Annotated in this window: 22 protein-coding genes; 7 read left to right on the top strand and 15 right to left on the bottom strand. The window is 67.4% G+C overall.

Annotation, left to right across the window (positions count from 1 at the left end):
* Positions 1 to 30 precede the first annotated feature (30 nt).
* Positions 31 to 1680: a peptidase S10 gene (locus CA236_RS04595; RefSeq protein WP_046411934.1), complete on the bottom strand. Its 1650-nt coding sequence runs from the start codon at positions 1678 to 1680 to the stop codon at positions 31 to 33.
* A gap of 201 nt (positions 1681 to 1881) precedes the next feature.
* On the opposite strand from CA236_RS04595, the gene CA236_RS04590 reads away from it, so the two are divergent.
* Positions 1882 to 2832: a manganese catalase family protein gene (locus CA236_RS04590; RefSeq protein WP_241212515.1), complete on the top strand. Its 951-nt coding sequence runs from the start codon at positions 1882 to 1884 to the stop codon at positions 2830 to 2832.
* A 157-nt stretch (positions 2833 to 2989) separates the two neighbouring features.
* On the opposite strand, the gene CA236_RS04585 is transcribed toward CA236_RS04590, so the two are convergent.
* From CA236_RS04585 to CA236_RS04575, 3 genes are read right to left on the bottom strand one after another with little or no spacing between them, the layout of a single operon-like run.
* The gene (locus CA236_RS04585) at positions 2990 to 4189 is read right to left on the bottom strand and encodes a CoA transferase (protein WP_125944722.1); all 1200 of its coding nucleotides are present in this window, start codon (positions 4187 to 4189) and stop codon (positions 2990 to 2992) included.
* A 1-nt stretch (position 4190) separates the two neighbouring features.
* Complete coding sequence (locus tag CA236_RS04580; RefSeq protein ID WP_231622014.1) at positions 4191 to 5393, bottom strand: acyl-CoA dehydrogenase family protein; 1203 nt, start codon at positions 5391 to 5393, stop codon at positions 4191 to 4193.
* Positions 5394 to 5404: 11 nt separating this feature from the next.
* Positions 5405 to 6319: an SDR family NAD(P)-dependent oxidoreductase gene (locus CA236_RS04575; protein ID WP_046411334.1), complete on the bottom strand. Its 915-nt coding sequence runs from the start codon at positions 6317 to 6319 to the stop codon at positions 5405 to 5407.
* A 103-nt stretch (positions 6320 to 6422) separates the two neighbouring features.
* Between CA236_RS04575 and CA236_RS04570 the strand changes: the two genes are divergently transcribed.
* Both CA236_RS04570 and CA236_RS04565 read left to right on the top strand, forming a co-directional pair.
* Positions 6423 to 7193: a helix-turn-helix domain-containing protein gene (locus CA236_RS04570; protein WP_164518861.1), complete on the top strand. Its 771-nt coding sequence runs from the start codon at positions 6423 to 6425 to the stop codon at positions 7191 to 7193.
* The gene (locus tag CA236_RS04565) at positions 7190 to 8353 is read left to right on the top strand and encodes an acyl-CoA dehydrogenase family protein (protein WP_125944720.1); all 1164 of its coding nucleotides are present in this window, start codon (positions 7190 to 7192) and stop codon (positions 8351 to 8353) included. Before CA236_RS04570 ends, CA236_RS04565 begins: the two co-directional genes overlap by 4 nt.
* 24 nt (positions 8354 to 8377) lie before the next feature.
* On the opposite strand, the gene pncB is transcribed toward CA236_RS04565, so the two are convergent.
* Positions 8378 to 9682 (bottom strand): nicotinate phosphoribosyltransferase, encoded by a 1305-nt coding sequence (gene pncB / locus CA236_RS04560; protein ID WP_125944719.1) that lies wholly within the window; start codon positions 9680 to 9682, stop codon positions 8378 to 8380.
* Positions 9683 to 9788: 106 nt separating this feature from the next.
* On the opposite strand from pncB, the gene CA236_RS04555 reads away from it, so the two are divergent.
* Positions 9789 to 11675, top strand: coding sequence for a gamma-glutamyltransferase family protein (locus CA236_RS04555; protein WP_125944718.1), 1887 nt, complete (start codon positions 9789 to 9791; stop codon positions 11673 to 11675).
* Here the strand turns inward: CA236_RS04555 and truA are convergent.
* Complete coding sequence (truA, locus tag CA236_RS04550; RefSeq protein ID WP_125944717.1) at positions 11672 to 12433, bottom strand: tRNA pseudouridine(38-40) synthase TruA; 762 nt, start codon at positions 12431 to 12433, stop codon at positions 11672 to 11674. The two genes, CA236_RS04555 and truA, sit on opposite strands and share 4 nt — an antisense overlap.
* Positions 12430 to 13341: a methionyl-tRNA formyltransferase gene (fmt, locus tag CA236_RS04545; RefSeq protein WP_125944716.1), complete on the bottom strand. Its 912-nt coding sequence runs from the start codon at positions 13339 to 13341 to the stop codon at positions 12430 to 12432. Before fmt ends, truA begins: the two co-directional genes overlap by 4 nt.
* Before the next feature lie 56 nt (positions 13342 to 13397).
* On the opposite strand from fmt, the gene recR reads away from it, so the two are divergent.
* The 3 genes from recR (at position 13398) to CA236_RS04530 (ending at position 16048) form a co-directional block, all read left to right on the top strand.
* Complete coding sequence (recR, locus tag CA236_RS04540; protein ID WP_046411322.1) at positions 13398 to 13994, top strand: recombination mediator RecR; 597 nt, start codon at positions 13398 to 13400, stop codon at positions 13992 to 13994.
* A gap of 60 nt (positions 13995 to 14054) precedes the next feature.
* Positions 14055 to 14603, top strand: a complete 549-nt coding sequence (def, locus tag CA236_RS04535; protein ID WP_125944715.1) for a peptide deformylase — start codon at positions 14055 to 14057, stop codon at positions 14601 to 14603.
* 62 nt (positions 14604 to 14665) lie between these two features.
* A complete protein-coding gene (locus tag CA236_RS04530) occupies positions 14666 to 16048 on the top strand; it encodes a DNA recombination protein RmuC (RefSeq protein WP_125944714.1) in 1383 nt (460 codons plus the stop codon).
* Between the two features lie 52 nt (positions 16049 to 16100).
* Here CA236_RS04530 and eda read toward each other — a convergent pair whose 3' ends face one another.
* From eda to CA236_RS04490, 8 genes are all read right to left on the bottom strand, one after another.
* The gene (gene eda / locus CA236_RS04525) at positions 16101 to 16706 is read right to left on the bottom strand and encodes a bifunctional 4-hydroxy-2-oxoglutarate aldolase/2-dehydro-3-deoxy-phosphogluconate aldolase (protein WP_046411317.1); all 606 of its coding nucleotides are present in this window, start codon (positions 16704 to 16706) and stop codon (positions 16101 to 16103) included.
* The gene (gene glk, locus CA236_RS04520) at positions 16703 to 17671 is read right to left on the bottom strand and encodes a glucokinase (RefSeq protein WP_046411931.1); all 969 of its coding nucleotides are present in this window, start codon (positions 17669 to 17671) and stop codon (positions 16703 to 16705) included. The genes eda and glk overlap by 4 nt, the downstream gene beginning before the upstream one ends.
* A gap of 83 nt (positions 17672 to 17754) precedes the next feature.
* Positions 17755 to 19590, bottom strand: coding sequence for a phosphogluconate dehydratase (edd, locus tag CA236_RS04515; protein ID WP_125944713.1), 1836 nt, complete (start codon positions 19588 to 19590; stop codon positions 17755 to 17757).
* 57 nt (positions 19591 to 19647) lie between these two features.
* A complete protein-coding gene (gene pgl, locus CA236_RS04510) occupies positions 19648 to 20355 on the bottom strand; it encodes a 6-phosphogluconolactonase (protein WP_125944712.1) in 708 nt (235 codons plus the stop codon).
* Between the two features lie 102 nt (positions 20356 to 20457).
* Positions 20458 to 21921: a glucose-6-phosphate dehydrogenase gene (gene zwf, locus CA236_RS04505; protein WP_125944711.1), complete on the bottom strand. Its 1464-nt coding sequence runs from the start codon at positions 21919 to 21921 to the stop codon at positions 20458 to 20460.
* A gap of 69 nt (positions 21922 to 21990) precedes the next feature.
* Positions 21991 to 22905: an N-acetyl-gamma-glutamyl-phosphate reductase gene (gene argC, locus CA236_RS04500; RefSeq protein ID WP_125944710.1), complete on the bottom strand. Its 915-nt coding sequence runs from the start codon at positions 22903 to 22905 to the stop codon at positions 21991 to 21993.
* Positions 22902 to 23225, bottom strand: a complete 324-nt coding sequence (locus tag CA236_RS04495) for an SH3 domain-containing protein (RefSeq protein ID WP_241212514.1) — start codon at positions 23223 to 23225, stop codon at positions 22902 to 22904. The genes argC and CA236_RS04495 overlap by 4 nt, the downstream gene beginning before the upstream one ends.
* Positions 23212 to 23550, bottom strand: coding sequence for a MarR family transcriptional regulator (locus CA236_RS04490; protein WP_046411308.1), 339 nt, complete (start codon positions 23548 to 23550; stop codon positions 23212 to 23214). Before CA236_RS04490 ends, CA236_RS04495 begins: the two co-directional genes overlap by 14 nt.
* Positions 23551 to 23690: the final 140 nt, after the last annotated feature.

Below are 23690 nucleotides of genomic sequence, written 5' to 3'. Positions count from 1 at the left end.
CACCATGTGGCGAGCGGGTATCCGGCAGGCTCAGTTCGGCGTGTTGCCGGTCATCGTGCCGGCCTGACCCGACACTGGCACCGGCGGGGTGGAGGAGCGCGCGTCGCTCACCGCCTCGTCATACCAGCTCGCCAGATCACGCTTCATGTCGCGCAGCGCGTCCGGGTTCAGATAGGTCATGTGGCCCGCCGGATAGTAAGTGTACTTCAGGTTGGCCTGAAGCGCGGGTTCCAGCATCATCCGGCCGAGATCGTTCTCGGTGCCGAAGAACGGCGTCGCCATGTCGTAATAGCCGTTCAGCGACAGCACTTTCAGATAGGGATTGGTGCGCATCGCGGCGGCGAGATCGATCGCGGTGTTGGGATTGTTCTGGCTGCCATAGCCGCCGCCCGGTGCCCGGTGCGCCCAGTTCCACTTGAAGCCGGCGCCATCGCGCGCCGACAGGCGATAGGGCAGGTCGGTCTTGTAGCCGAGCGTCGAGTGCACATAGTCCTGGAACGAAGCGATGTAGGCGCCCGACACCGCGTCTGACGAGGCATCGGTTTCCGGACGTTCGCCCACCGCATCGGTGTCAATCCCCATGTAGCGCGAATCGAAGCGGCCGACGGTGCGGTTGGAGCCGCGCAGCAGCTCCTTCTGGAAGCGCGGCAGGTCGACGCGCAGGTTGGCGCGCTTGATGAAATCGGCGCTGAGGCCGGTCAGCTGGCTCATCTGCTCGGCCACCTGATCGCGCTCCTGCGGGGAGATCAGCTGCCCCTTCGCCAGCGCGGCCATGTACGGCCCGGTCGCAAAGGCGCGCGCCTGGGCGACGATCGTGGCGACGTCGGCGGGGCGGTTCTGCACGCGATTGTGATACCAGGCGGTGGCGGCGTAGCTGGGCAGGTAATTGATATAGACTTGGTCCAGCCCCGGCTGGCGATAGCCGTAGTTCATGATCGAGCTGAGCAGCATCACGCCGTTCAGCGCCATGCCGCGATCCTGCAGCTGATACGCCAGCGCCCCGGCGCGCAGCGTGCCGTAGCTTTCGCCCAGGATGAACTTGGGGCTCATCCAGCGGCCGTATTTGGTGACGTAGCGCATGATCGCGCGCGCGAAGACGTCGACGTCCTCATCGACCCCATAGAAATCGCCGGGCTTCGCATCCCCCAGCGGCCGCGAATAACCCGAGCCGATCGCGTCGAGGAAGACGAGGTCGGTCTTGTCGAGCAGCGAATCCGGGTTGGGGCCGACGTCATAGGGCGCCGGGCGGACGAATTCGGGATTGGTGGTGCGGATGCGGATCGGGGCGAACGATCCCATGCGCAGCCAGAAGGAGGGCGAGCCGGGGCCGCCGTTGAACAGGAAGGTGATCGGCCGCTTCGTGCCCGGCTTCGTCCCGTCCAGCGTATAGGCGGTGTAGAACATCGAGGCGGTGGGCTTCCCCTCATTGTCGCGGGTGGTCAGCGTGCCGGCGGAGGCGATGTAATTGTACCGCTTGCCGTTGATCGTGACGCTGTCGCGCGTGCGGGTCTCGGTTTCCTCCACCGGCGCCTTGGCCCAGCCGGCCTCCGCCTCCGCCTTCACCGTCTCGGCATAAGAGCGGGCGGGGGGCTGCTTGGCGTCGGATTTTTCCTGAGCTGCGAGGGGGGCGGCAGAGAGGGCGGACGTGGCGATGAGCGCGAGAAGGAAGTGCTTGGTCACGAACAACTCTTCTTGTGGAGATAGGCCACCTCCATTGACCCATCCGCTGGTGCACGCAAGGCCGCCATGCCCTGGAGGAAGGGATGGCAAAGGATCGGAATAGATGCTGCGGAATGTTTTGAGCGCGGCGGAACGCTTATGTCGCTGGTTCGCTCTGGCAGGGCGAAAAGTCGTTACTTTGCCGGAGTTTAACCTATGTTTATGCATAACAAGCGCCTGCAATACACCGTGCGCGTCGCCGAGCCGAACCCGCGACTTGCAACATTGATGATGGAGCAGTTCGGCGGCGCCGATGGCGAGCTGGCCGCGGCGATGCGCTATTTCACGCAGGGGCTGGCGGAGGATGATCCCGGCCGCAAGGACATGCTGCTCGACATCGCTACGGAGGAACTCAGCCACCTCGAGATCATCGGGTCGATCATCGCCATGCTGACCAAGGGCGTGAAGGCGCAGCTGGCCGAAGGGCAGATGAAGGAGGCCGAGCTGTACCAGCTGGTCGGCTCGACCGGGACCAGCGCGAAGGGATCGATCCTGTTCGGCGGCGGCCCCGCCCTGTGCGACTCCGCCGGCGTACCGTGGACTGCGGCCTATGTGGATTCGCGCGGCGAGCCGACCGTCGACCTGCGATCGAACATTGCCGCCGAGGCGCGCGCGAAGATCGTCTATGAGCGGCTGATCAACATCACCGACGATCCCGGAATCAAGGATGCGCTAGGCTTCCTGATGACGCGCGAAGTGGCGCACCAGAAATCGTTCGAGAAGGCGCTCTACGCGATCGAGAACAACTTCCCGTCGGGCAAGCTGCCGGGCGTGGAGAAATATGCCAACATGTACGTCAACACCTCGCAGGGGGAAGGCGACACCACCGGGCCGTGGAACAGCGGTGATCAATGGGAGCGGGTGGACGACCTGCAGCAGGTGATGCCGGCCGATGGCGGCGACGGCACGGCCAGCGTGACGATGCCCGCCAAGGACAAGAAGGTCGCCACCAAGATGGCGGAGCGCACCATGTCCGATCCGACGGCCGATCCGACGACGGGCGCGGACCTTGGCGCCGGACCGGGCGCTGGCCGCACCAAGGGCGGCGACATGGGCGGCGCGCCGGACATTCATTCGGCGCCGGCGATGGCCGAGGCGACCGTCGGCAAGTGAAGGAGGAACCAGCGCCCACCGATCGCGGGCGCTGGTTTCTGCGCCAGATCCCGTCAACGCGAGATCCGTAATGGACCGCAGCGTTGCTTCGGTCTTTCGCGCTACGACACGGTAAGACCGGTCGACCGCAGAGATACGGCGGCCCCCGTCGCGGCCTCTACTTGGTCGTGGCGGCGATGCCCGTGTCGAACAGGCGCGCGATTTCGCCGGACGAGAGGCCGAGCGTTTCGGCAAGTATCTGTTCGCTGTGCTGGCCGTTACGCGGGGCGGGCGCGGGCGGGCGGCGATCCTCGGCGGGGAGCGTCGCGAAGGCGCCGACGGCGGGGTAGCGCGTGCCGCTGGGGTCATCGGTAGTGCCGAAGATCGGGTTGTTGGTGACCAACCGGGGATCACGCACCGCATCCGCCATGGTGCCATAAGCAGAGTGGACGATGCCGCCGGCATCGAAGGCGGCGGCGAGATCATCATGGTCGCGCGCGGCGATGGCGGCCTCGAACAGCGGGAACAGCGCGTCGCGATGCGTGAAGCGGAGGCCATCGTCGTGCGCAAAGCTGACCCCGCGGTCCGCCTCCACACGCGCGATTGCATCGCCGAGGTTCAGCGCGGCGATGAGGTTGGCCCATTGGCGATGCGTGACGACGACAATCATCGTCCGCTTGCCGTCGCGCGTCGTGAAATCGCGCCCGAACAGGCCGAAGACCGTGTTGCCGAGGCGTGGGCGATCGGTGCCGGTGTGCATCACCTCGGCGATGCCGCCGAGATTGGCGACGGTGCCGATCGCGACGTCGGACAGCGGAATGCGAATCTCGCCACCTTCGCCGGTCGTATCGCGCCGGCGTAGCGCAGCCATCATCGCGAAGGCGGCATAGGCGCCGGTGAGCAGATCCCAGGCGGGGAGGACGTGGTTGACCGGGTCCGGTCCCGCCCCGGTCAGCATTGGATAGCCGACCGCATTGTTGACGGTATAGTCGAGCGCCGGGCTGCCGTCGGGCCAGCCCATCACGCGTACGGTGATGAGATCGGGGCGACCTTCCGCCAGCGTTTCATGCGCGAGGAACCCCTTCACCGGGAAGTTGGTGACGAACTGCCCGGTCGCGCGGACCAGCGCCTGGAGCAATTCGCGCCCCTCCGGCCGGCCGAGATCGAGCGCGAGGCTCTTCTTCGCGCGGTTGAGATTTTCCCAATAGAGGGAATCGCCGCCTTCCGTGACCGGCCAGCGGCGGAAATCGGGCCCGCCGCCGATCTGGTCCACGCGGATAACCTCCGCCCCCATCTGCGCCAGATAAAGCCCGGCGGTGGGCGAGGCGACGAAGGACGACGCCTCGATCACGGTCAGGCCGGGGAGGAGGTTGTACATCTCAATTCACTCCGGCGTTGAACTCACGCAGCATGTGCTTGGCGATCTGCAGCTGCAGGATCTGGGTCGTGCCCTCGTAGATGCGGTAGATGCGCGCATCGCGGAAGAAACGCTCGGCGTCATATTCGGCGAGATAGCCCGCGCCGCCATAGATCTGCACCACGCGATCGACGATCCGGCCGCATGCTTCGGAGGCGAAGACCTTGGTCGCCGCTGCCTTGCGAAGCACCGGCTCGCCAGCATCGACGCGGCGGGCGCAATCGGCCAGCATCGTCTCCGAAGCATAGATCTCGATATCGCTGTCGGCGAGCATCTGCTGGATCAGCTGGAAATTGGCGATCGGTTCGCCGAACGCCTTGCGCTCGGTGGCGTAGCGAAGCGCCGAATCCACCGCGCGGCGGGCATAACCCATCGAGGCCGCAGCGACCGACAAACGGCCGTTGTCGAGGCTCTTCATCGCGGTGACGAAGCCCTTGCCTTCCTCAAGCCCGAGCAGCGCGTCGGCGGGAAGGTGAACGTCCTCCAGGATGATGTCGGCGATATGCGTGCCGGCCTGGCCCATCTTCTTGTCGGGCTTGCCGACCGTCACGCCCGGCGTGTTCATCGGCACGATGAAGGCGGAGACGTGCGCGTTCTTGGGCAGCGCCTCTTTCGACGTGCGCGCCATGATGACCGCCATCTCGGCGTCGGGCGCATTGGTGATGTAGCGCTTCGTACCGTTCAGCACCCAGCCGTTGCCGGTACGCACCGCCATCGTCTGCATGCCGGCGCTGTCGCTGCCCGAACCGGGCTCGGTCAAGCCGAAGGAGACGATCATGCCCGCAGCCATCTTGGGCAGCCACTCGGCCTTCTGCTCCTCGGTGCCGCCGTTGCGCAGCGCCGAATTGACCATGCCGATGGTGATCGAGATGATCGAGCGGAAGCACGGCATGGCATAGGCCAGCTCGCGGATTGTCTGGGTATATTGATAGGTGTTCATCCCCGCGCCGCCATATTCCTCGGGGATGGTGAGGCCGAACAGGCCCATCTCGCGCATCTCGTTCAGGATCTCGTCCGGGATGCGGTCGGTCTCGAGGATTTCCTTCTCGGCCGGGATCAGCCGGTCGCGCACATAGCGGCGCAGCTGGTCGATGAACTGGTCGAACGTCTCGGCGTCCATGCCGGGATTCGGGCCGCTGTTCGGGGCGGGGTTGAGGGTGGACATGATGATGGTCCTCAGATCGGATCGTAGGGGAAGACGTTGGCCGACACTTCGTCGGCCCGCGCGAAGCTGGGGCGGAAGGAGGGGATCAGCTCATCCGCGATCGCCTGCGCCGACCAGCCCTCAAGCTTGGTCATCGAGCGGATCGGGCGCGGCTTGGAGAAGAGCACGATCTCGTTCTTGCGCACCGCGAAGATCTGGTTGCTGACGTCCTTCGACAGGTCGGATGCGAGGAAGGCGACGAGCGGCGCGATCTTGTCCGCGCTCATCGTCTGGAGGCGGGCGACGCGCTCCTTCGCCTCGGGCGTTTCGGCCGGGATGGAGGCGGTCATGCGGCTCCACGCGAACGGCGCGATGCAGTTCGACCGGACGCCGGCGCGTGCCATGTCGAGGGCGATCGACTGCGACAGGCCGACGATGCCCAGCTTCGCCGCGGAATAATTCGCCTGGCCGATGTTGCCGATCAGGCCGCTGGTCGAGGTGAAGTGGACGAAGCTGCCCGACTGCTGCTCACGGAAATAGGGCGTGGCGGCCTTGGACACGTTGAACGCGCCGTTCAGGTGAACGTCGATCACCGCGCGCCAATCCTCATGGCTCATCTTGTGCCAGATCGAATCGCGCAGGATGCCGGCGTTGTTCACCACCGCATCGATGCGGCCGAACTGCTTCACCGCATCCTCGACGATCGTCGCCGCGGCGGCGGGATCGGCGACGCTGGCGAGGTTGGCGATCGCCTTGCCGCCAGCGGCGACGATGTCCGATGCGGTCTGCTCCGCCGGACCAGCCTCGCCGCCTTCGCCGCTACCGCCGACGCCCGGATCGTTGATCACCACCGCGGCGCCCTCACGCGCGCACAACAGGGCGATCTCACGCCCGATGCCGCGGCCCGCGCCCGTCACGGCCACGACCTTTCCGTCGAGAATGCCCATGCTCCACCTCCTGAAACTGCTCGCCGACGGGTTACGGCGCGGGGGACGCTATTTCAAGATGGCGCATTGCGGTTTCACTCCAATGAAGTTTATGCATCGGGCGATGAGTTCGCCAGTCCCCTCGGTCGTTCAGGCCTTTGCCATCATGCGCGCGCTGGCGGACGGCCGGGCGCTGACGCTGTCCGAAGTGGCGCAAAGCTGCGGGATCAGCCCGTCGAGCTGCCTTGGCCTGCTGCGCACGCTGGTGGGGGAGGGCGTGCTGTCGCTGGGCGAGGGCAAGCGGTACGCGCTGTCGCCGCCCTGGTCGGAAATCGCCGCGAGCGACCTCGATCGGTCGACGCGGCTGGTGGCGCGGGCGCGGCCGTTGCTGGAGCGGGCGGCGCGTAGCTGGCACGCGCCGATCGGCTTGTGGCGTGTCACCGGGCGGGACCGGCTGCAACTGGTCGCACTGGGCCAGAGCGTCGCCGCGACACGGATCCATATGGAAGAGGGACAGCGCCAGCCGATCGGCAGCGGCGCGGTGGGCCGTGCGCGTGCCGCCGCGCAGCGCGTCGGCCGCGAGGAACTGGCGCGGCGTTTTGCCGCGGTGCGCTGGCAGCGAGCGGTCGCCTTTGAGGATTATGCCGCCCAAGTCGCGGCGGCGGTGGCGCAGGGGTATGGCGTCGACGACGGGCTGAGCTACGCCGGCATATCGTCGATCGCGGTGTGCCTGCCGGATGAAGCGCAGTCGCTGTGCGTCTCCGCCTCCGTCTTTGCCGGATCACGCAGCGAGGCGGAGTTCGCCGACCTTGCCGCCGCGCTGGTCGCGCTTGCCGCCGAGATCGCGGCGCTCGACCACAAACCATCACCGCCGTCCAGAAAGGCCCGTGCATGATCCCCGCCGCCCGCAACGATTTCCCCGAAATCCGCGATGCCGTGCGCGCGCTCGTCCGCGAGTTCGGCGACAGCTATTTCCGCGAGGTGGATGACCAGCGCGCCTATCCCGAGGCGTTCGTCGACGCGCTGACCAAGGCGGGCTGGATGGCGGCGCTGATCCCCGAAAGCTATGGCGGGGCGGGGCTTGGCCTGACCGAAGCGTCGATCATCATGGAGGAGATCAACCGCGCGGGCGGCAATTCGGGCGCCTGCCACGGCCAGATGTACAATATGAACACGCTGCTGCGGCACGGATCGGCGGCGCAGAAGCAGCGCTTCCTGCCCGAGATCGCGAGCGGCGCGCTGCGCCTGCAATCCATGGCGGTAACCGAACCGACCACCGGCACCAACACCACCGAGCTGAAGACCCGCGCCGAGCGCCGCGGCGACAAGTATGTCGTCAACGGGCAGAAGGTGTGGATCAGCCGGATCCAGCATTCCGACCTGATGATCCTGCTCGCGCGCACCACCCCGCTCGACGAGGTGAAGAAGAAGGCCGACGGCCTGTCGATCTTCCTCGTCGACCTGCAGGCGGCAATCGGCAATGGCATGGAGATCCGGCCGATCCGCAATATGGTCAACCACGAGACCAACGAGGTGTTCTTCGACGATCTGGAGCTGCCTGCCGACAGTTTGATCGGCGAGGAGGGCAAGGGTTTCCGCTACATCCTCGACGGGCTCAACGCCGAACGCGCGCTGATCGCGGCGGAGTGCATCGGCGATGGCTATTGGTTCGTCGAACGCGCGGTGCAGTACGGGTCGGAGCGGATCGTGTTCGACCGGCCGATCGCCAAGAACCAGGGCGTTCAGTTCCCGATCGCGCAGGCCTATATGGAGGTCCGCGCGGCGGACCTGATGCGCTACGAGGCGTGCCGGTTGTTCGACGCGCATCAGCCGTGCGGCGCGGAGGCGAACATGGCCAAGCATCTGGCGGCGGAATCATCGTGGAAGGCGGCCAATGCCTGCCTTCAGACGCATGGCGGCTTCGGCTTTGCGGCGGATTATGACGTCGAGCGCAAGTTCCGCGAGACGCGATTGTATCAGGTCGCGCCGATCAGTTCGAACCTGATCCTGAGCTTCGTCGGCGAGCATGTGCTGGGGATGCCGCGCAGCTTCTGAGGCACGGGCGCGCCCGTCACGCGGCTAGACCCTGACCGTCTGGGCGAGCCGCCCTGCTTCGCCGAATACGCGCAAATAGCGGGCGATTTCGGCAGGGTCGCCGGTCGCCTTGGCCGGATTGTCGGACAGCTTGACCGCCGACCGGCCGTTGACGCGCGTCACCTTGCAGACGAGCGACAAGGGGGCGAGCGGCGCGTCGCCCTCCGGATCGCAGCCGCGAAAATCGTTGGTGAGGTTGGTACCCCAGCCGAAGCTCATCCGCACCCGCCCGTCGAAATGCCGGTAGGTCGCCGCGATACTGTCGACATCCATCCCGTCGGAGAAGATCAGCAGCTTGCCGCGCGGATCGCGGCCCTTGTCCTGCCACCAGCGGATGATCTGCTCGCCCGCCTCGATCGGTGGCAGGCTGTCGGGACGAAAGCCGGTCCAGTCGGCGACCCAATCGGGCGCGTCGCGCAGGAACGCCGCAGTGCCATAAGTGTCGGGCAGGACGATCAGCAGGTTGCCGGCATAATCCCGCTGCCATTCCTCCAGCACGCGATAGGGCGCGCGCGCGAGCGCGGCATCGTCCGCCGCCTCGGCTGCGGCGACCATCGGCAGTTCATGCGCATTGGTGCCGATCGCTTCCAGGTCGGCGTCCATCGCGAGGAGGACGTTGGACGTGCCGATCAGCCGCTCGCCAAGCCCCTCCTTCAACGCCTCGACGCACCAGCGCTGCCACAGGAAGCCATGGCGGCGGCGGGTGCCGAAATCCGACAGCGCAAGCTCGGGAAGGTCGCGCAGCCGCTCCACCTTGCTCCACAGTCGCGCCTTCGCACGCGCGTACAGCACGTCGAGCGCGAAGCGGCCGCGATGGCGAAGCGCGGCGCGCGATCGCAGCTCGTTGACGATTGCGAGCGCCGGGATCTCCCACAGCGTCACGTCCACCCACGGGCCGGTGAAGCTCAGCTCGAACTGGCCGTCGACGCGGCGAAGCTCATAATCGGGCAGGCGATAACGCGCGAGCCAGGCGATGAAATCGGGCCGGAACATGCGTTCGACGCCGTAGAAGGTGTTGCCGGCGAGCCAGATCAACTCCTTCTTGGTGAAGCGGAGTGTGCGCGCATGATCGAGCTGTTCGCGAAGCTCCGCCTCGTCGATCACTTCCGCCAGCCGGACGGCGCGGGTGCGGTTGATCAGTGAAAAGGTGACGTTCGTGTTCGCGTGCCGCGACCAGATCAGCTGAAGCATCAGCAGCTTGTAGAAATCGGTGTCGAGCAGGCTGCGGACGATCGGATCCAGCCGGAAGCTGTGATTATAGGTGCGCGTGGCCAGATCGGTGACGGTCATCGCCGATGGAGTGCCCGAGGGGCGCTTTTCGTTCCCTGATGGCGGGGCCGCTGCTTGCGGCGCCCGGCGTTTGTCGCGACAAGGTGCTGAAAACGGGGAGCCTTCCATGCGACGTAGAACCTTTGTTGCCACGCTGCCGGCGCTTGCCCTTGCTCCATCGCTCGCGCGGGCGCAGCAGGGGACGCCCAGTCAGTCGCAGGGGACCGAGGGGCCGGGGCAGGGCGGCGCGCCGCAGCCCGCCACCGCGAAGGCGGGCGATCAGCCGAAATATTGGAAGCCGGGCGAGGATCGCTTCATCCGCCCCGATGTCCATGCCGGCGACCGGCCGGTCGGCGCCAGCTTCGCCTCGCGTACCGCCGTCTATGGCCTGAACGGCGCGGCCGGCACGGCGCATCCGCTCGCCACGCAAGCCGGCATCGACATGCTGAAGCGCGGCGGATCGGCGGTCGACGCGGCAATCGCGATGAACGCCTGCCTCGGCCTGCTCGAGCCGACCGCCAGCGGGATCGGCGGTGACGTCTATGCGATGATCTGGGATCCCCGGCAGAAGAAGGTGGTCGGCCTCGCCGGATCGGGCGCCAGCCCGCGCGGCCTGTCGCTGGAAACGGTGCGCGGGCGTGCGAAGAACGGCGCGCTGCCGCCGCTGGGCGCGATCACCGTCTCGGTGCCGGGAACGGTCGACGGCTGGTGGACGATGCACCAGCGCTACGGCAAGCTGCCGTGGAAGGTTCTGTTCGAACCGGCGATCGCGATGGCGGAGGCGGGGACGCCGGTACCCGACATCATCGCTTATTATATCCGCCGCAGCATGGCGAACTTCGCTCGCCCCGGAAGCGGGGTGGAGGAGACTGCCAATGCGCTCAAGACATGGGGCATGGCGGACGGCAAGGGGCCGGCGGCGGGGCAGGTGTTCCGCAATCCCGACCTGGCGCGCACCTATCGCGCGATCGCTGCCGGCGGGCGCGATGCCTTCTACGCCGGCGATCTGGCGCGCACGATGGACCGCTATTTCAAGCGGATCGGCGGCTGGCTGCGCTATGAGGATCTGGCGGCGCACCGCTCCGAATGGATCGAGCCCAGTCACACCGATTATCGCGGCACGACGGTCCATGCACTGGGGGCCAATACCCAAGGCATCGCAACGCTTCAGATGCTCAACATCCTCGAGCATTTCGACCTGAAGGATGCGGGCTTCCAGTCGCCCTTGTCGATCCACCTGCAGGCGGAGGCGAAGCGGCTGGCCTATGAGGATCGCGCGCGCTTCTATGCCGATCCCAAATTCGCCGACGTGCCGGTCGATTGGCTGGTGTCGAAGGAATATGCCGCGCAGCGCGCCAGGCTGATCCGACCGGACCGCATCCTGACGCCGGTCTATCCGGGGCAGGCGCCCAGCCGGGGCGACACGACCTATTTCTCCTGCGCCGACACGGACGGCATGATGGTGTCGATGATCCAGTCCAATTTCCGCGGCATGGGATCGGGGCTGGTCGCCGATGGCCTCGGCTTCATGTTCCAGGATCGCGGGCAATTGTTCAGCCTGAAGGACGGCCACCCCAATATCTATGCGCCGGGCAAGCGGCCGTTCCAGACGATCATCCCCGGCTTTGCGACGCGCGGCGCGGACCCGTGGATGAGCTTCGGCGTTATGGGCGGCGACATGCAGCCGCAGGGTCAGACGCAGATCATCGTCAATCGCGTCGATTACGGCCTGGAGGCGCAATCCGCCGGCGATGCGCCGCGCTGGCACCATGAAGGATCGTCGCAGTCGATGGGCGAGGATGATCCGGGGCTCGGGCCCAAGGGGCGGTTGCGGCTGGAAAGCGGCGTGCCGCTGGCGACGCGGCAGAAGCTCGCCGAGATGGGCTGGTCGATCGGCGATCCCGACGGCAGCTTCGGCCGCTATCAATGCGTCGAGCATCGCATGGACGGTGCGACGCGGGTCTATGGCGCGGCGAGCGAAATGCGCGCCGACGGCTGCGCGCTCGCCTATTAGGCCGCCGCTTCGGGGCGCGCGGGATAGCGCGCGCCCATGAAGAACAGCCCGTCGGGCGGGGCGTTGAGGCCGAGCCGGGCACGATCCGCCGCCTCCAGCGCGTTGCGCAGGTCAGCGGCGGACCAGCGGCCCAGGCCGACAAGCGCGAGGCAGCCGACCATCGAGCGCACCTGATGGTGGAGGAAAGATCGCGCCGCCGCCTCCAACATGATGCGGTCGCCCTCCCGCCGGACGGCGAGCCGGTCGATCGACTTAACCGGGCTGGCCGACTGGCAATGCGCCGAGCGGAAGGTGGTGAAATCGTGCCGCCCGACCAGCAATTGCGCGGCATCGTGCATCGCCGCGGCATTGAGCGGCTGGGCGACCTGCCACGCCAGCCCCTTTTCCCATGTCAGCGGCGCGCGGCGGTTGACGATGCGATATTCATAGGCGCGGCCAAGGCAGGAGAAGCGCGCGTGCCAACCGTCGGGCACGATCTCGCAGGCGAGGATCGCGACCGGGTTGGGGCGAAGCCGGGCGTTCAATGCCTCGCCCAGCCGGAAGGCGGTGATCGGCTTTGCGATGTCGACATGCGCGCGCATCGCGGTGGCGTGGACGCCGGCATCGGTGCGCCCGGCGGCATGGACCGTGGTGCGCTCGCCGGTGACGGCAAAGGCCGCGTCCTCGATCGCCTGTTGAACGCTGGGGCCGTGATCCTGCCGTTGCCAACCCATGAAGGGCCGGCCGTCGAACTCGACGGTCAGCGCGAAGCGGGTCACAGGCGGGTGCCGGCGGGGATCGGGAAGCCGCGGAGCAGTTCGTCGACGCTCATCACGCCGCGCCCGGCGCGCTGGACCCGGGTCGGGCGCAGCGCGCCGCTGCCGCAGGCGATCGTCAGCCGATCGTCGACTACCTCGCCGGGCGCTGCCGGGGCGCCGGCATCCGCGATCACATCGGCCGCCAGCAGCCGAACCCGCTCACCATTCACCTCGAACCAGGCACCCGGCGGGTTGAAGGCGCGGACCTGCCGTTCGACCACCTCGGCGGCGGGGGCGAAATCGAGCCGCATCTCCTCCTTGGCGATCTTGGCCGCATAGGTAACGCCGTCCGCCGGCTGCGCGACCGCCGGGTGCGCATCGAGATCGGCCAGCACCTCCACCATCAGCCGCGCGCCCATCTGCGCCAGTTCGTCGGTCAGCTCTCCCGCGGTCTTGCCGGCGATCGGCGTACGACCTTCCAGCCTGACCGGGCCGGTATCGAGCCCGGCCTCCATCTGCATGATGCCGACGCCGGTCTCTGCGTCACCCGCGAGGATCGCGCGCTGGATCGGCGCCGCGCCGCGCCAGCGTGGCAGCAGCGATCCGTGGATGTTGAGGCAGCCGAAGCGCGGGGCATCGAGGATCGCCTGCGGCAGGATCAGGCCATAGGCCGCGACCACGGCCACGTCCGCCTCCAGCGCGGCGAACGCCGCCTGCTCCTCCGCATTGCGCAGGGACACGGGCGTATGCACCGGGATGCCGCGCGCCTCGGCCGCCGCGTGAACGGGGGAGGGGACCAGGGCGCGCCCGCGCCGCCCGCCGGGCCGTGGCGGCTGGCTATAGGCCGCGACGACCTGATGACCGGCGGCAACCAGCGCTTCCAGCGCCGGCACGGCGAACGCGGGCGTGCCCATGAAGATGATCCGCATGGGGCGCGCTTCAACGCGCTGGCGGACGCGGACGCAACCCCCTATCTGTTCACGCGATGGCATCACAGGAGATCGAGGCGCTAACGGGCGCGTTGGCGCGGCTGCCCGGGCTGGGGCCGCGATCGGCACGGCGGGCGGTGCTTCACCTCGTCAAGAAGCGCGAGGGCGCGCTGATCCCGTTGCTGTCGGCGCTTCAGGCGGTGGAGGAACGGCTGGCGACCTGCTCGATCTGCGGCAATGTCGATACCGTCGATCCCTGCGCGATCTGCGCCGATCCCCGTCGCGACGCCCGATCGCTGTGCGTGGTGGAGGAGGTGGCGGACCTCTGGGCGCTCGATCGATCGCGCTTGTTTCCGGGGCGCTTCCACGTGCTGGGCGGGCGATTGTCCGCGCTGGAGGGTGTCCGCCCGGAGGATCTGACGATCGATCAGCTCGTCCGCCGGATCGAGGCGGGCGGGATCGACGAAGTGGTGCTGGCGATGAACGCCACGCTGGAGGGGCAGACCACGGCGCATTACATTGCCGAGCGGCTGGAACGCTATCCGGTCCGGCTGACTCAGCTGGCGCACGGCCTTCCGGTCGGCGGCGAGCTCGATTATCTCGACGAAGGAACGCTGGCGCAGGCGCTGCGCGCGCGCCGTCCGGTGGCGTGATCGCGGCGCGGCGCACCCCCTTCGCTTGATTCGGCGGACTGCTGCCAATATCTGCCCGCCATGGCCGTTCTTCCTATCGTAGAGATTCCCGATCCCCGCCTCCGCCAGATGTGCGAACCCATTGCCACGATCGATGACGAGGTGCGTCAGCTCGTCTCCGACATGACCGACACGATGTATGACGCGCACGGGATCGGCCTTGCCGCGATCCAGGTCGGCGTGCTGCGCCGCGTGGTCGTCATCGACCTGCAGGACCGGCAGAGCGACGAGCCGGTGGAGGAGGGCGAGGCGCCAGCCACCGTCCGCGATCCCAAGGCATACATCAATCCCGAGATCCTGTGGGTGTCGGACGAGCTGTCGCGCTATCAGGAAGGCTGCCTGTCGATCCCCGAGCAATATGCCGAGGTGGAGCGCCCCGCGCGCTGCCGCGTCGCGTGGCTCGACGTCGATGGCAATCGCCACGAAGAGGAAATGGACGGGCTGCTCGCCACCTGCATGCAGCACGAGATCGACCATCTGAACGGCGTGCTGTTCATCGATCACATCACGCGCCTGAAGCGCGACATGCTGCTGAAGAAGCTGGCGAAGGCACGCAAGAACGCCGCCTGAGGCGGCTTGCCACAACAGGATGTGCCGGATAGGTTCGCGCTTCGTTCCAGATTGGAGGAAGCGTGGAGCCTGTCGCCGTCCTGTTCATCTTCGTGGCGCTGGTGCTTGGGCTGGCCGCGGGCTGGTGGTTCGCCAGCCGCACCGCTGCCACGCTCCGGGCCGAGCGTGATGCCCGCGCCACGGAATTCAAGAAGGCGATTGTCGATCTGGCCGGCGCGGAGGAGCGCGCCCGGGCCGCTGACGCGCTGCGTCAGGAACTCGCTGTGATCCGCGACGATCGCGATGCGGCACGCGCCGACATCGCCCGGCTGGAGGCGGAGGCGCGCGGTTTCGATGCGCGGCTGACCGAGCTTCGCGAGGCGAAGGACGCGCTTGCCGCGCAATTCGGACAGGTGGGGCAGAAGCTGCTGGCCGAGGCGCAGGACCGCTTCCTTCAGCGCGCCAACGAACGTTTCCGCGAGTCAGAGGAAACCGCCGGGCAGAACCTGAAGGCGATGCTGCAACCGGTAAGCGACCGGCTGCAACGCTATGAGGAAGGCGTGGCGAAGGTCGAGGCCGAGCGCCGCGACGCCTTTGGCGAGCTTCGCGGTCAGATCGAACAGATGCGGCTTGGGCAGGAAACGGTGCGCAGCGAGGCGGCGCGGCTGGTCAACGCCTTGCGCAATGCACCCAAGGCGCGCGGGCGCTGGGGCGAGCAGCAGCTACGCAACGTGCTGGAAAGCTGCGGCCTGTCCGAACATGCCGATTTCCAGACCGAAGTGTCGGTAACCGACGCGGAAGGTGCGCGCTTCCGCCCCGATGTGATCGTGCGGATTCCCGGCGGCAAGTCGCTGGTCATCGACGCCAAGGTGTCGCTCAACGCCTATCAGGATGCGTTCGGCGCGGTGGATGAGGCGGAACGGACCGCCGGCCTCACCGCCCATGCCGCCGCGATGCGCGCACACGTCAACAGCCTGGGTGCCAAGGCCTATTGGAACCAGTTCGAGGACGCGCCCGATTATGTCGTGATGTTCGTGCCCGGCGAACATTTCCTGTCCGCCGCGCTGGAGCATGATCCGTCGCTGTGGGACTATGCCTTCGACCGCAAGGTGCTGCTCGCCACACCGACCAACCTTATCGCCATTTCGCGCACCGTCGCGGCGGTGTGGCGGCAGGAAATGCTGGCCAAGGAAGCGCGTGAGATCGCGCAGCTGGGGAAGGACCTGTACGCGCGGCTGTCGGTGATGGGCGGCCATGTCGCGAAGCTGGGCAAGAACCTCGACACCGCGATGACGGCGTACAATCAGTTCGTCGGCAGCCTGGAATCGCAGGTGCTGACCCAGGCGCGCCGGTTCGAGGCGCTGAAGATCGACACCGCGGGCAAGGCGATCGAGGCGCCGCCAGTGGTGGAACAGGCGGCGCGCCCGCTCACCAAGCTGATCGCGGAGGCAGACGCCGCCGAGTGAATGCCGCCCCGGCCGCGCACCGCAATGGCGCGGCCCGCGGAGGGGAGAGGCGTCAGCCGCGCAGCGCGGCGGCGGCGCGCGCCTTGGTCTCGATCTTCGCCGGGGTGCCGCTGGCGACCCAGCTGCCGCCGACGCACAGCACGCGATCGAAGCCGAGCCAGGCCGGCGCGCTTTCCTCGGTAATCCCGCCCGTCGGGCAGAAATGGCATTGGTAGAAGGGCGCGGCGAGCGCCTTCAGCGCCTTCAGTCCGCCCGATGTCTCGGCCGGGAAGAACTTGAAATGAGTCAGGCCGAGGTCCAGCCCGCGCATGATGTCGCCCGCAGTGGCCACACCCGGGAGGAACGGCACGCCGCTGGCGATGATCGGATCGGCCAGCCGCTCGGTCAGGCCGGGCGATACGATGAATTCGGCGCCGGCATCCATCACCTGAACGAACTGTTCGTTCGTCACCACCGTGCCGGCGCCGACGATCGCGCCGGGCACCTGCTTCATCTCGCGGATCGCATCGAGCGCGGCGGGGGTGCGCATCGTCACCTCCAGCACCTTCAGCCCGCCGGCGACCAGTGCTTCGGCCATCGGCCGTGCGGCGGCGGCGTCGTCGATGACGAGCACCGGGATCACCGCGCTCGTCCGCATGATGGTGCCGATCTCGCTCATGCCGTATGTTCCTGTGCAAAGGCAGCGGCGGCACCGAACAGGCCCGGCTGCGGATGGGTGACGAGCTTCACCGGAATGCCGCTCATCATGGATTGGAAACGTCCCTTGGCGACGAAGCGGTGGGCAAAGCCGGAACGCAGCAGCCGATCCTTGATCCTGAGGCCAAGGCCGCCGCCGATCACCACGCCGTTGGCGCCATGCGCCAGCGCGAGGTCACCCGCCGTCGCGCCCAGGGCGAGGCAGAAACGGTCGAGCGCCGCCAGCGCGATCGGATCGGTGCCCTCCAGCGCCTCGGTCCAGATCGCCTTGTCGTCGCGCATGCGCACCGGGCGGCCTTCCATCTCGGCCAGCATTTCATAGATGGCGACGATTGCCGGGCCGGCGCAGATCCGCTCGGCCGACACGCGCGTGTAGCTGCGCCGCAGCCGCTTGAGCAGCGCGTCCTCGATATCGTCCAGCGGGGCGTAATCGATGTGGCCCCCTTCCGTCGGCAGCACGTGATAGCTGCCGCCGGTCTTGAATACCTGCGCCACGCCCAGCCCGGTGCCCGGGCCGCAGACGGTGGTCACGCCGCTGGAGGGGAGGGGGATTTCGGGGCCGCACAGATGATCGAAATTCTCATCGGGAAGCTGCGCCACGGCATGGCCGATCGCGCCGAAATCGTTGATGATCGTATAGCTGTCGACGTTCAGCCGCTCGGGGATCAGCGAGGGGCGGATCACCCAGGGGTTGTTGGTCAGCCGGATGATGTCGCCGGTGACGGGCGATGCCACCGCGATCGCCGCGGCGCGCGGCACCGGACGGTCCAGCTTCTTCTCGAACATCTGCCACGCGGTCTGAAGGCTGGCATATTCGGCGGTCTTCAGCGTGATCGGCTCGCCCAGCGACACGACGCGGCCGTTTTCCACTTCCGCGATGGCGAAGCGGGAATGCGTGCCGCCGATATCGACCGAAACGATGTCCATCATTCAAACTCCCAAGCCGCGCGGCACCGCCGTACGCAAAACACTGTCATCGACGCGCGGCGGTCATCGCGCGCGGCTTCGGCTTACAGCCCGGCACATGCCAGCACGGCGGACGCGCCCTTTTCCGCTTCGTCCGCCAGCCCGCGGAACATGCCGAACAGCTCGCGCCCGAACCCGTCGGCCGCGGGCGGCGCCTCGGCCGGGGTGCGCGCGGCCCACTCCGCGGGGTCGACCAGCGTCTCCAGCGTTCCCGCCACGGCGTCGACCCGGATGATGTCGCCGTCGCGGATCAGCGCGATCGGCCCGCTGACACCATTCAGCCCCGGCAGCGCTTCCGGCGACACATGGATCGCCGCGGGCACCTTGCCCGACGCGCCCGACATGCGCCCGTCAGTGACGAGCGCCACGCGATAGCCCCTGTTCTGCAGCACGCCGAGCGGCGGGGTCAGCTTGTGCAATTCGGGCATGCCATTGGCGCGTGGCCCCTGGAACCGGACGACCACCACTACGTCACGGTCCAGTTCGCCACGCTGGAATGCGGCGAGCACCGCTGCCTGGTCGCAGAAGACGGCGGCTGGCGCTTCGACGATCAAGCGGTCGGGGTCGACCGCCGACACCTTGATGCAGGCGCGGCCGATGTTGCCCGCCAGAATGCGCATGCCGCCGTCGGCGGAGAAGGGCGTGTCCGGCGTGCGAAGGATCGTGTCGTCGCCGCTCGGCCCCGGATCGCGCCAGGTGAGCCGGTCATCCTCGAGCACCGGCTTGCCCGCCCATTCCGACAGCGAGGCGCCGCCGGCCGTCAGAATGTCGCCATGCAGATGCCCGCTGGCGAGCAGCTCGCGGATGACAAAGGCCATGCCGCCCGCCGCCTCGAAGCCGTTCACGTCGGCAGCGCCATTGGGATAGACGCGCGCGATCAGCGGCACCGCGCTCGACAGGCGGTCCATGTCCTCCCAGTCGATCACGATCCCGGCCGCGCGCGCGATCACGGGCAGGTGGAGGAGGTGGTTGGTCGAGCCGCCAGTGGCGAGCAGGCCCACGGCGGCGTTCACAATCGCGCGTTCGTCGACGCAATGGCCGATCGGGCGGTAATCCTCGCCGCGCCAGCCAAGCCCGGCCACGCGATGCACGGCGGCGCGGGTCAGCTCCTGACGCAGCTTGGTGCCCGGATTGACGAAGGCGGCGTTGGGAACGTGGAGGCCCATCACCTCCATCATCATCTGGTTCGTGTTGGCGGTGCCGAAGAAGGTGCAGGTGCCGCGCGTGTGATAAGCGGCAATCTCGCTGTCGAGCAGCTCCTCGCGATCCGCCTCGCCGACCGCGAACCGCTCGCGCACCTCGGCCTTGCTCTTGTTGGAAATGCCGCTCGGCATCGGGCCGCCCGGCACCATCAGCATCGGGAGGTGACCAAAGCGAAGCGCGCCCATCAGTAGGCCGGGCACGATCTTGTCACAGATGCCGAGCAGCAGCGCGCCCTCGAATGTGCCATGGCTGAGTGCGATCGCCGTGGACAGCGCGATCGTGTCGCGGCTGAAGAGCGACAACTCCATGCCGGCATAGCCCTGGGTCACGCCATCGCACATCGCCGGCACGCCGCCCGCAACCTGCGCCGTGGCACCGACCTCGCGCGCCCACACCTTCATCTGCTCGGGATAACGGTAATAGACCGCGTGCGCCGAGAGCATGTCGCTATAGGCGGTGACGATGCCGATGTTCATGCCCTCGCCCGTGCGCATGGCGGGGCGGTCCTCCTCCGTCCCGGCATAGGCATGGGCAAGGTTGGCGCAGCCAAGCGCCGGGCGGCCGATCCACTGGTCACGCTCGCGCAGCAGAAGGTCGAGATAGCGCGCGCGGCTGTCACGCGATCGCGCGATCACGCGATCGGTGACGGCGGATACGATGGCGTTCAGCTGGGGCATTGTTGCACTCTACTTCCGTTCACACGAGCCTGATGACGCGCCAGCGCCCGCCAGGCGCTATTCGGCCCAGTGGATGTCGACCGGCAGTTCCGCGTCGGCCAGCACGCGGCCGATCGGATAGGCCGAGCCGGCGCCCTGAGCGATTGCGTCTTCCAACACCTTGCGCTTGCTGGCGCCGGTGACCGCGATCATCAGCGCCTTGGCCGAGATGATTCCCGCGCGCGACAGCGTGACGCGGGCGACCGGCGCCTCCGGCGGCAGCGGATCGGGCATGACGCCTAGCGCGCGGCGTTCGCGCGGGCCGTTCAGTGCCTCGTCATAGTCGGGGCCGGGGAAGATCGACGCGGTGTGCCCGTCACCGCCCACGCCCAGCAGGCACAGGTCGAGCGGCCAGTGCAGGTCCTGCATCAGCGCATCCGCCGAGCGGCCGGCGGCCTTGTAGTCGTCCGTCGCGCCCGGCACGATCGGAATCACGCGCGCGCCCTTGGGGATGAAGGTCTTGCCGATCATCGTCACGTTGCTGAGCGGATCGCCGAGCGGCACGATGCGCTCGTCGGTCGGCACGATCGTCACGCGCTTCCAGTCGAGCTTCGCCTCGGCCAGCTTCTTGTAGATCGGGATGGGGGTCTTGCCGCCCGACAGCGCGACGACGGCCGCGCCGCGTGCGTCAATCGCGCTTTCGATGATGAACTGGATGTCGCCGGCTACCGCCTCCGCCATCTCCTGCGCGTCGTCATATTCCCACCATTCGATTTCGTCGCTCATGATGTCACTTTCGTTGTTCCGCACGGGGCGGACCCTGTTCTGGAACCGTGCCCCCAATGATGGGGGACGAACGGCCGAGGGACCATGCAAGGTCCCCGCTTGTTAATCGTCCTGCCAGCTCACGCCGTCACGCTCGGTCAGCGCGATCGAGGCGGCGGGCCCCCAGGTGCCGGCAGCGTAATGTTTGGGCTTCATGTCGTTCGCCTTCCACCCTTCGCGGATGGCGTCGATCCAGGTCCATTGCGCCTCCACCTCGTCGCGGCGCACGAACAGCGTCTGGTCGCCCTCGATCAGGTCCAGCAGCAGGCGTTCATAGGCGATGCGGCGGCGCTTGCCGGCGAATTCGGCGTCGAGGCTGAGGTTCAGCGGTACTTCGCGCAGGCGGATGCCCTCGCGGTCCAGCCCCGGCTCCTTCGCCATCACCAGCAGCTGGATGTATTCCTCCGGCTGCAGGCGGATGATCAGCATGTTGGGCTGAAGCAGGCCGCCGCGGCCGGCGAACATTGAATGCGGCACCGGCTTGAACTGGATCGCGATCTCGCTTCGGCGGGTCGGCATGCGCTTGCCGGTGCGCAGGTAGAAGGGGACACCCTGCCAGCGCCAATTGTCGACATGCGCCTTCAGCGCGACGAACGTCTCGGTGTTGGAATCCTTGCCCAGCTCCTCGTCATATCCCTTGACGATCTCGCCGTTGATCGCGCCGCCCAGATACTGGCCGATCACGCTGTTCTGCGGGACCTCCTCCGGCTTCAACTGGCGCAGCGATCGGAACACCTTGGCCTTTTCGTCGCGTATCTCGGCCACGTCATACCGCGCCGGCGGCTCCATCGCGATCAGCGCGACGAGCTGCAGGATATGGTTCGCCACCATGTCGCGCAGCGCACCCGCGCCATCGTAATAGCTGGCGCGATCCTCCAGCCCGACGGTCTCGCTGACGGTGATCTGGACGTTGTCGATCCCGCGCGCATTCCACACCGGTTCGAAGAACGAATTGCCGAAACGCAGCGCCATGATGTTCTGGACGGTTTCCTTGCCCAGATAATGGTCGATGCGGAAAATCCGCTCCTCCGGGAAGGCGGTGGCGACGGTGTCGTTGATCTCGCGGCTGGAGGCGAGGTCATAGCCCAGCGGCTTTTCCAGCCCGATGCGCACCGTCTCGCCGGCAAGGCCGGCGCCCTCGAGCCCGCGGATCACCTGCTCGAACAGGGACGGCGCGGTCGACAGGAAAATGGCGAGCCCGCCCGACACGTCGCCGACCTTCTTGGCCAGCGCGCCGTAATGGTCGGTGTCGGTGGCATCGAGCGGCTGATATTGCAGCCGCGCGACGAAGGTGTCGATCGTGTCCGCATCGCAGCGATCCTTGGGCACGAATTCGTCCAGCGCCTTGCGCGCGAACTCGCGGAAGCTGTCGTCGTCATGCTCCGAACGCGCGGTGCCGGTGATCGTCAACCCATCGGGCAGCAGCTTGTCGGCGTGGAGGCCGTAGAGCGAGGGCAGCAGCATGCGCTGCGCCAGGTCGCCCGTCGCGCCAAACAACAATAGCTTCCCGACCGGGTTGCGCTGCATGTTTGCTTCTCCTGTTGGCTGTCGGCGTTCGCCCTCGGGGAACGCGCGACGACTTATGCCGGTCGCGGCTTAATAGACCAGCCCGGTCAGCGGGTCGGCCCCGATCATCAGGTTCAGGTTCTGGACCGCAGCACCCGACGCTCCCTTGCCGAGATTGTCGAGCGCCGCGACGAGCCGGAACTGATCCCCTGCCGGGCTGCCGAACACGTGCAGCGTCATGCGGTCGGTGCCCGCGTCATCCTCGATCCGGATCAGGGTCACGTCGTCGGTCGACACGCGCACCAGCGGCGTATCGTCGAAGGTGGCGGCCAGCGCGTCCCGGATCGCCGCGGCCGTGGTGCCGGGGGCGAGCTGCGCCGCGTGGAGCGGTACCTCGATCACCATGCCGCGATGGATGTTCGCGACCGACGGCAGGAAGATCGGCGCACAGGCAAGCGCGGCGTGGCGCGTCATTTCCGGCACATGCTTGTGCCCGAGGTGCAGCGCATAGGCGCGGTGGGCCGAGCCATTGCCCGCCTCGAACTCCGCGATCATCGCCTTGCCGCCGCCCGAATAGCCCGACGTGCCGTGCACGACGAGGCCAGCGTCCGGCTTGATCAGCCCGGCGCGCACCAGCGGGGTGACAAGCGCGAGGAAGCCGGTGGGGTAGCAGCCCGGGTTTGACACGCGCTGCGCGCCGGCAACGTCGAAGCCAAGCTCGGGGAAGCCATAGGTCCAGCCATCGGCAACACGATGCGCGCTGGACGCATCGATCACGCGAACGCGCGGATTCTCCACCAAGGTAACCGCTTCCTTCGCCGCCTCATCGGGCAGGCACAGGATCACGGCATCGGCGTCGTTGATCGCCTCGCGCCGGGCGGCGACGTCCTTGCGCCGATCCTCGCCCAGGGTGACGAGCCTGATGTCGCTGCGACCTTCCAGCCGCTCGCGGATCTCAAGCCCCGTCGTGCCGACCGCCCCATCGATGTAAACGGTTGCAGTCATGGCTGCTCCTTGAGCGCCGCGGCGGGAACATAGCCGACAAAGCCGGACGCTGGGGCGATGCCCCATGCCGTGTCACCGGTGACGTCGAGCAGTTCAAACGCATCGCCTGGCGCGAGGGTCGCGAGCACAGCCGAATCGGCCGCGCGCGCAGTGCGCAGATCGGCGGCAACGGCGGCACGGCGCGGCTGGTGCGCGGCATAATGCGGGGCGAATACCTGATCGGCGAGCCGCACGTCGGCAAGGTCGCTGCGCACGGCAAAACGAGTCGGATCAAGCGTGCGCGAACGGCCGACCAGCGCGAACGATCTACGCGCTGGCACCTGCGGTTGCGCTGGCGCGGCTGGGGACTGGCTCATCGCCGTCGCCGAGAAACTGGCCGAACTCCTCAAGAAAATTTGCCCCTTCGGATGTGCGTGCGACAAAGATGTTGCGCTTGTCGCTGTCGTCGCGTTGGCGGCGCAGATAGCCGAGCGCGCCAAGTCTGTTCAAGGCGCGAGTGACGACCGGCTTCGACACGTTTAAGATCCGGGCCAGGCCGCGCACCGTATGCGGGCCCGGTTTCAGATAAACGACCAGCAGAAGCGCCATCTGGCGGTTGGTCAGGTCAGGCTCCCCCGAGCGGACATAGTCCACCAGGGTGTTCATCCAGGAGCTCAATTCGGAATTCGCGAGAACTGCCACAATGCGTCATCCGGATACCAGGCGGCTGATGCGCGCCGTTCGCGACAGATAACGTCTGCCTGCGCGGCTGGTTTCAGTACTGTCACGAAATCCGGCAATGGTTG

This window comes from Sphingomonas sp. ABOLG (assembly GCF_003950435.1).
GTDB lineage: Bacteria > Pseudomonadota > Alphaproteobacteria > Sphingomonadales > Sphingomonadaceae > Sphingomonas > Sphingomonas panaciterrae.
The sequence above is the reverse complement of the archived record's forward strand: the minus strand, read 5'-3'. Positions and strand labels throughout refer to the sequence as shown.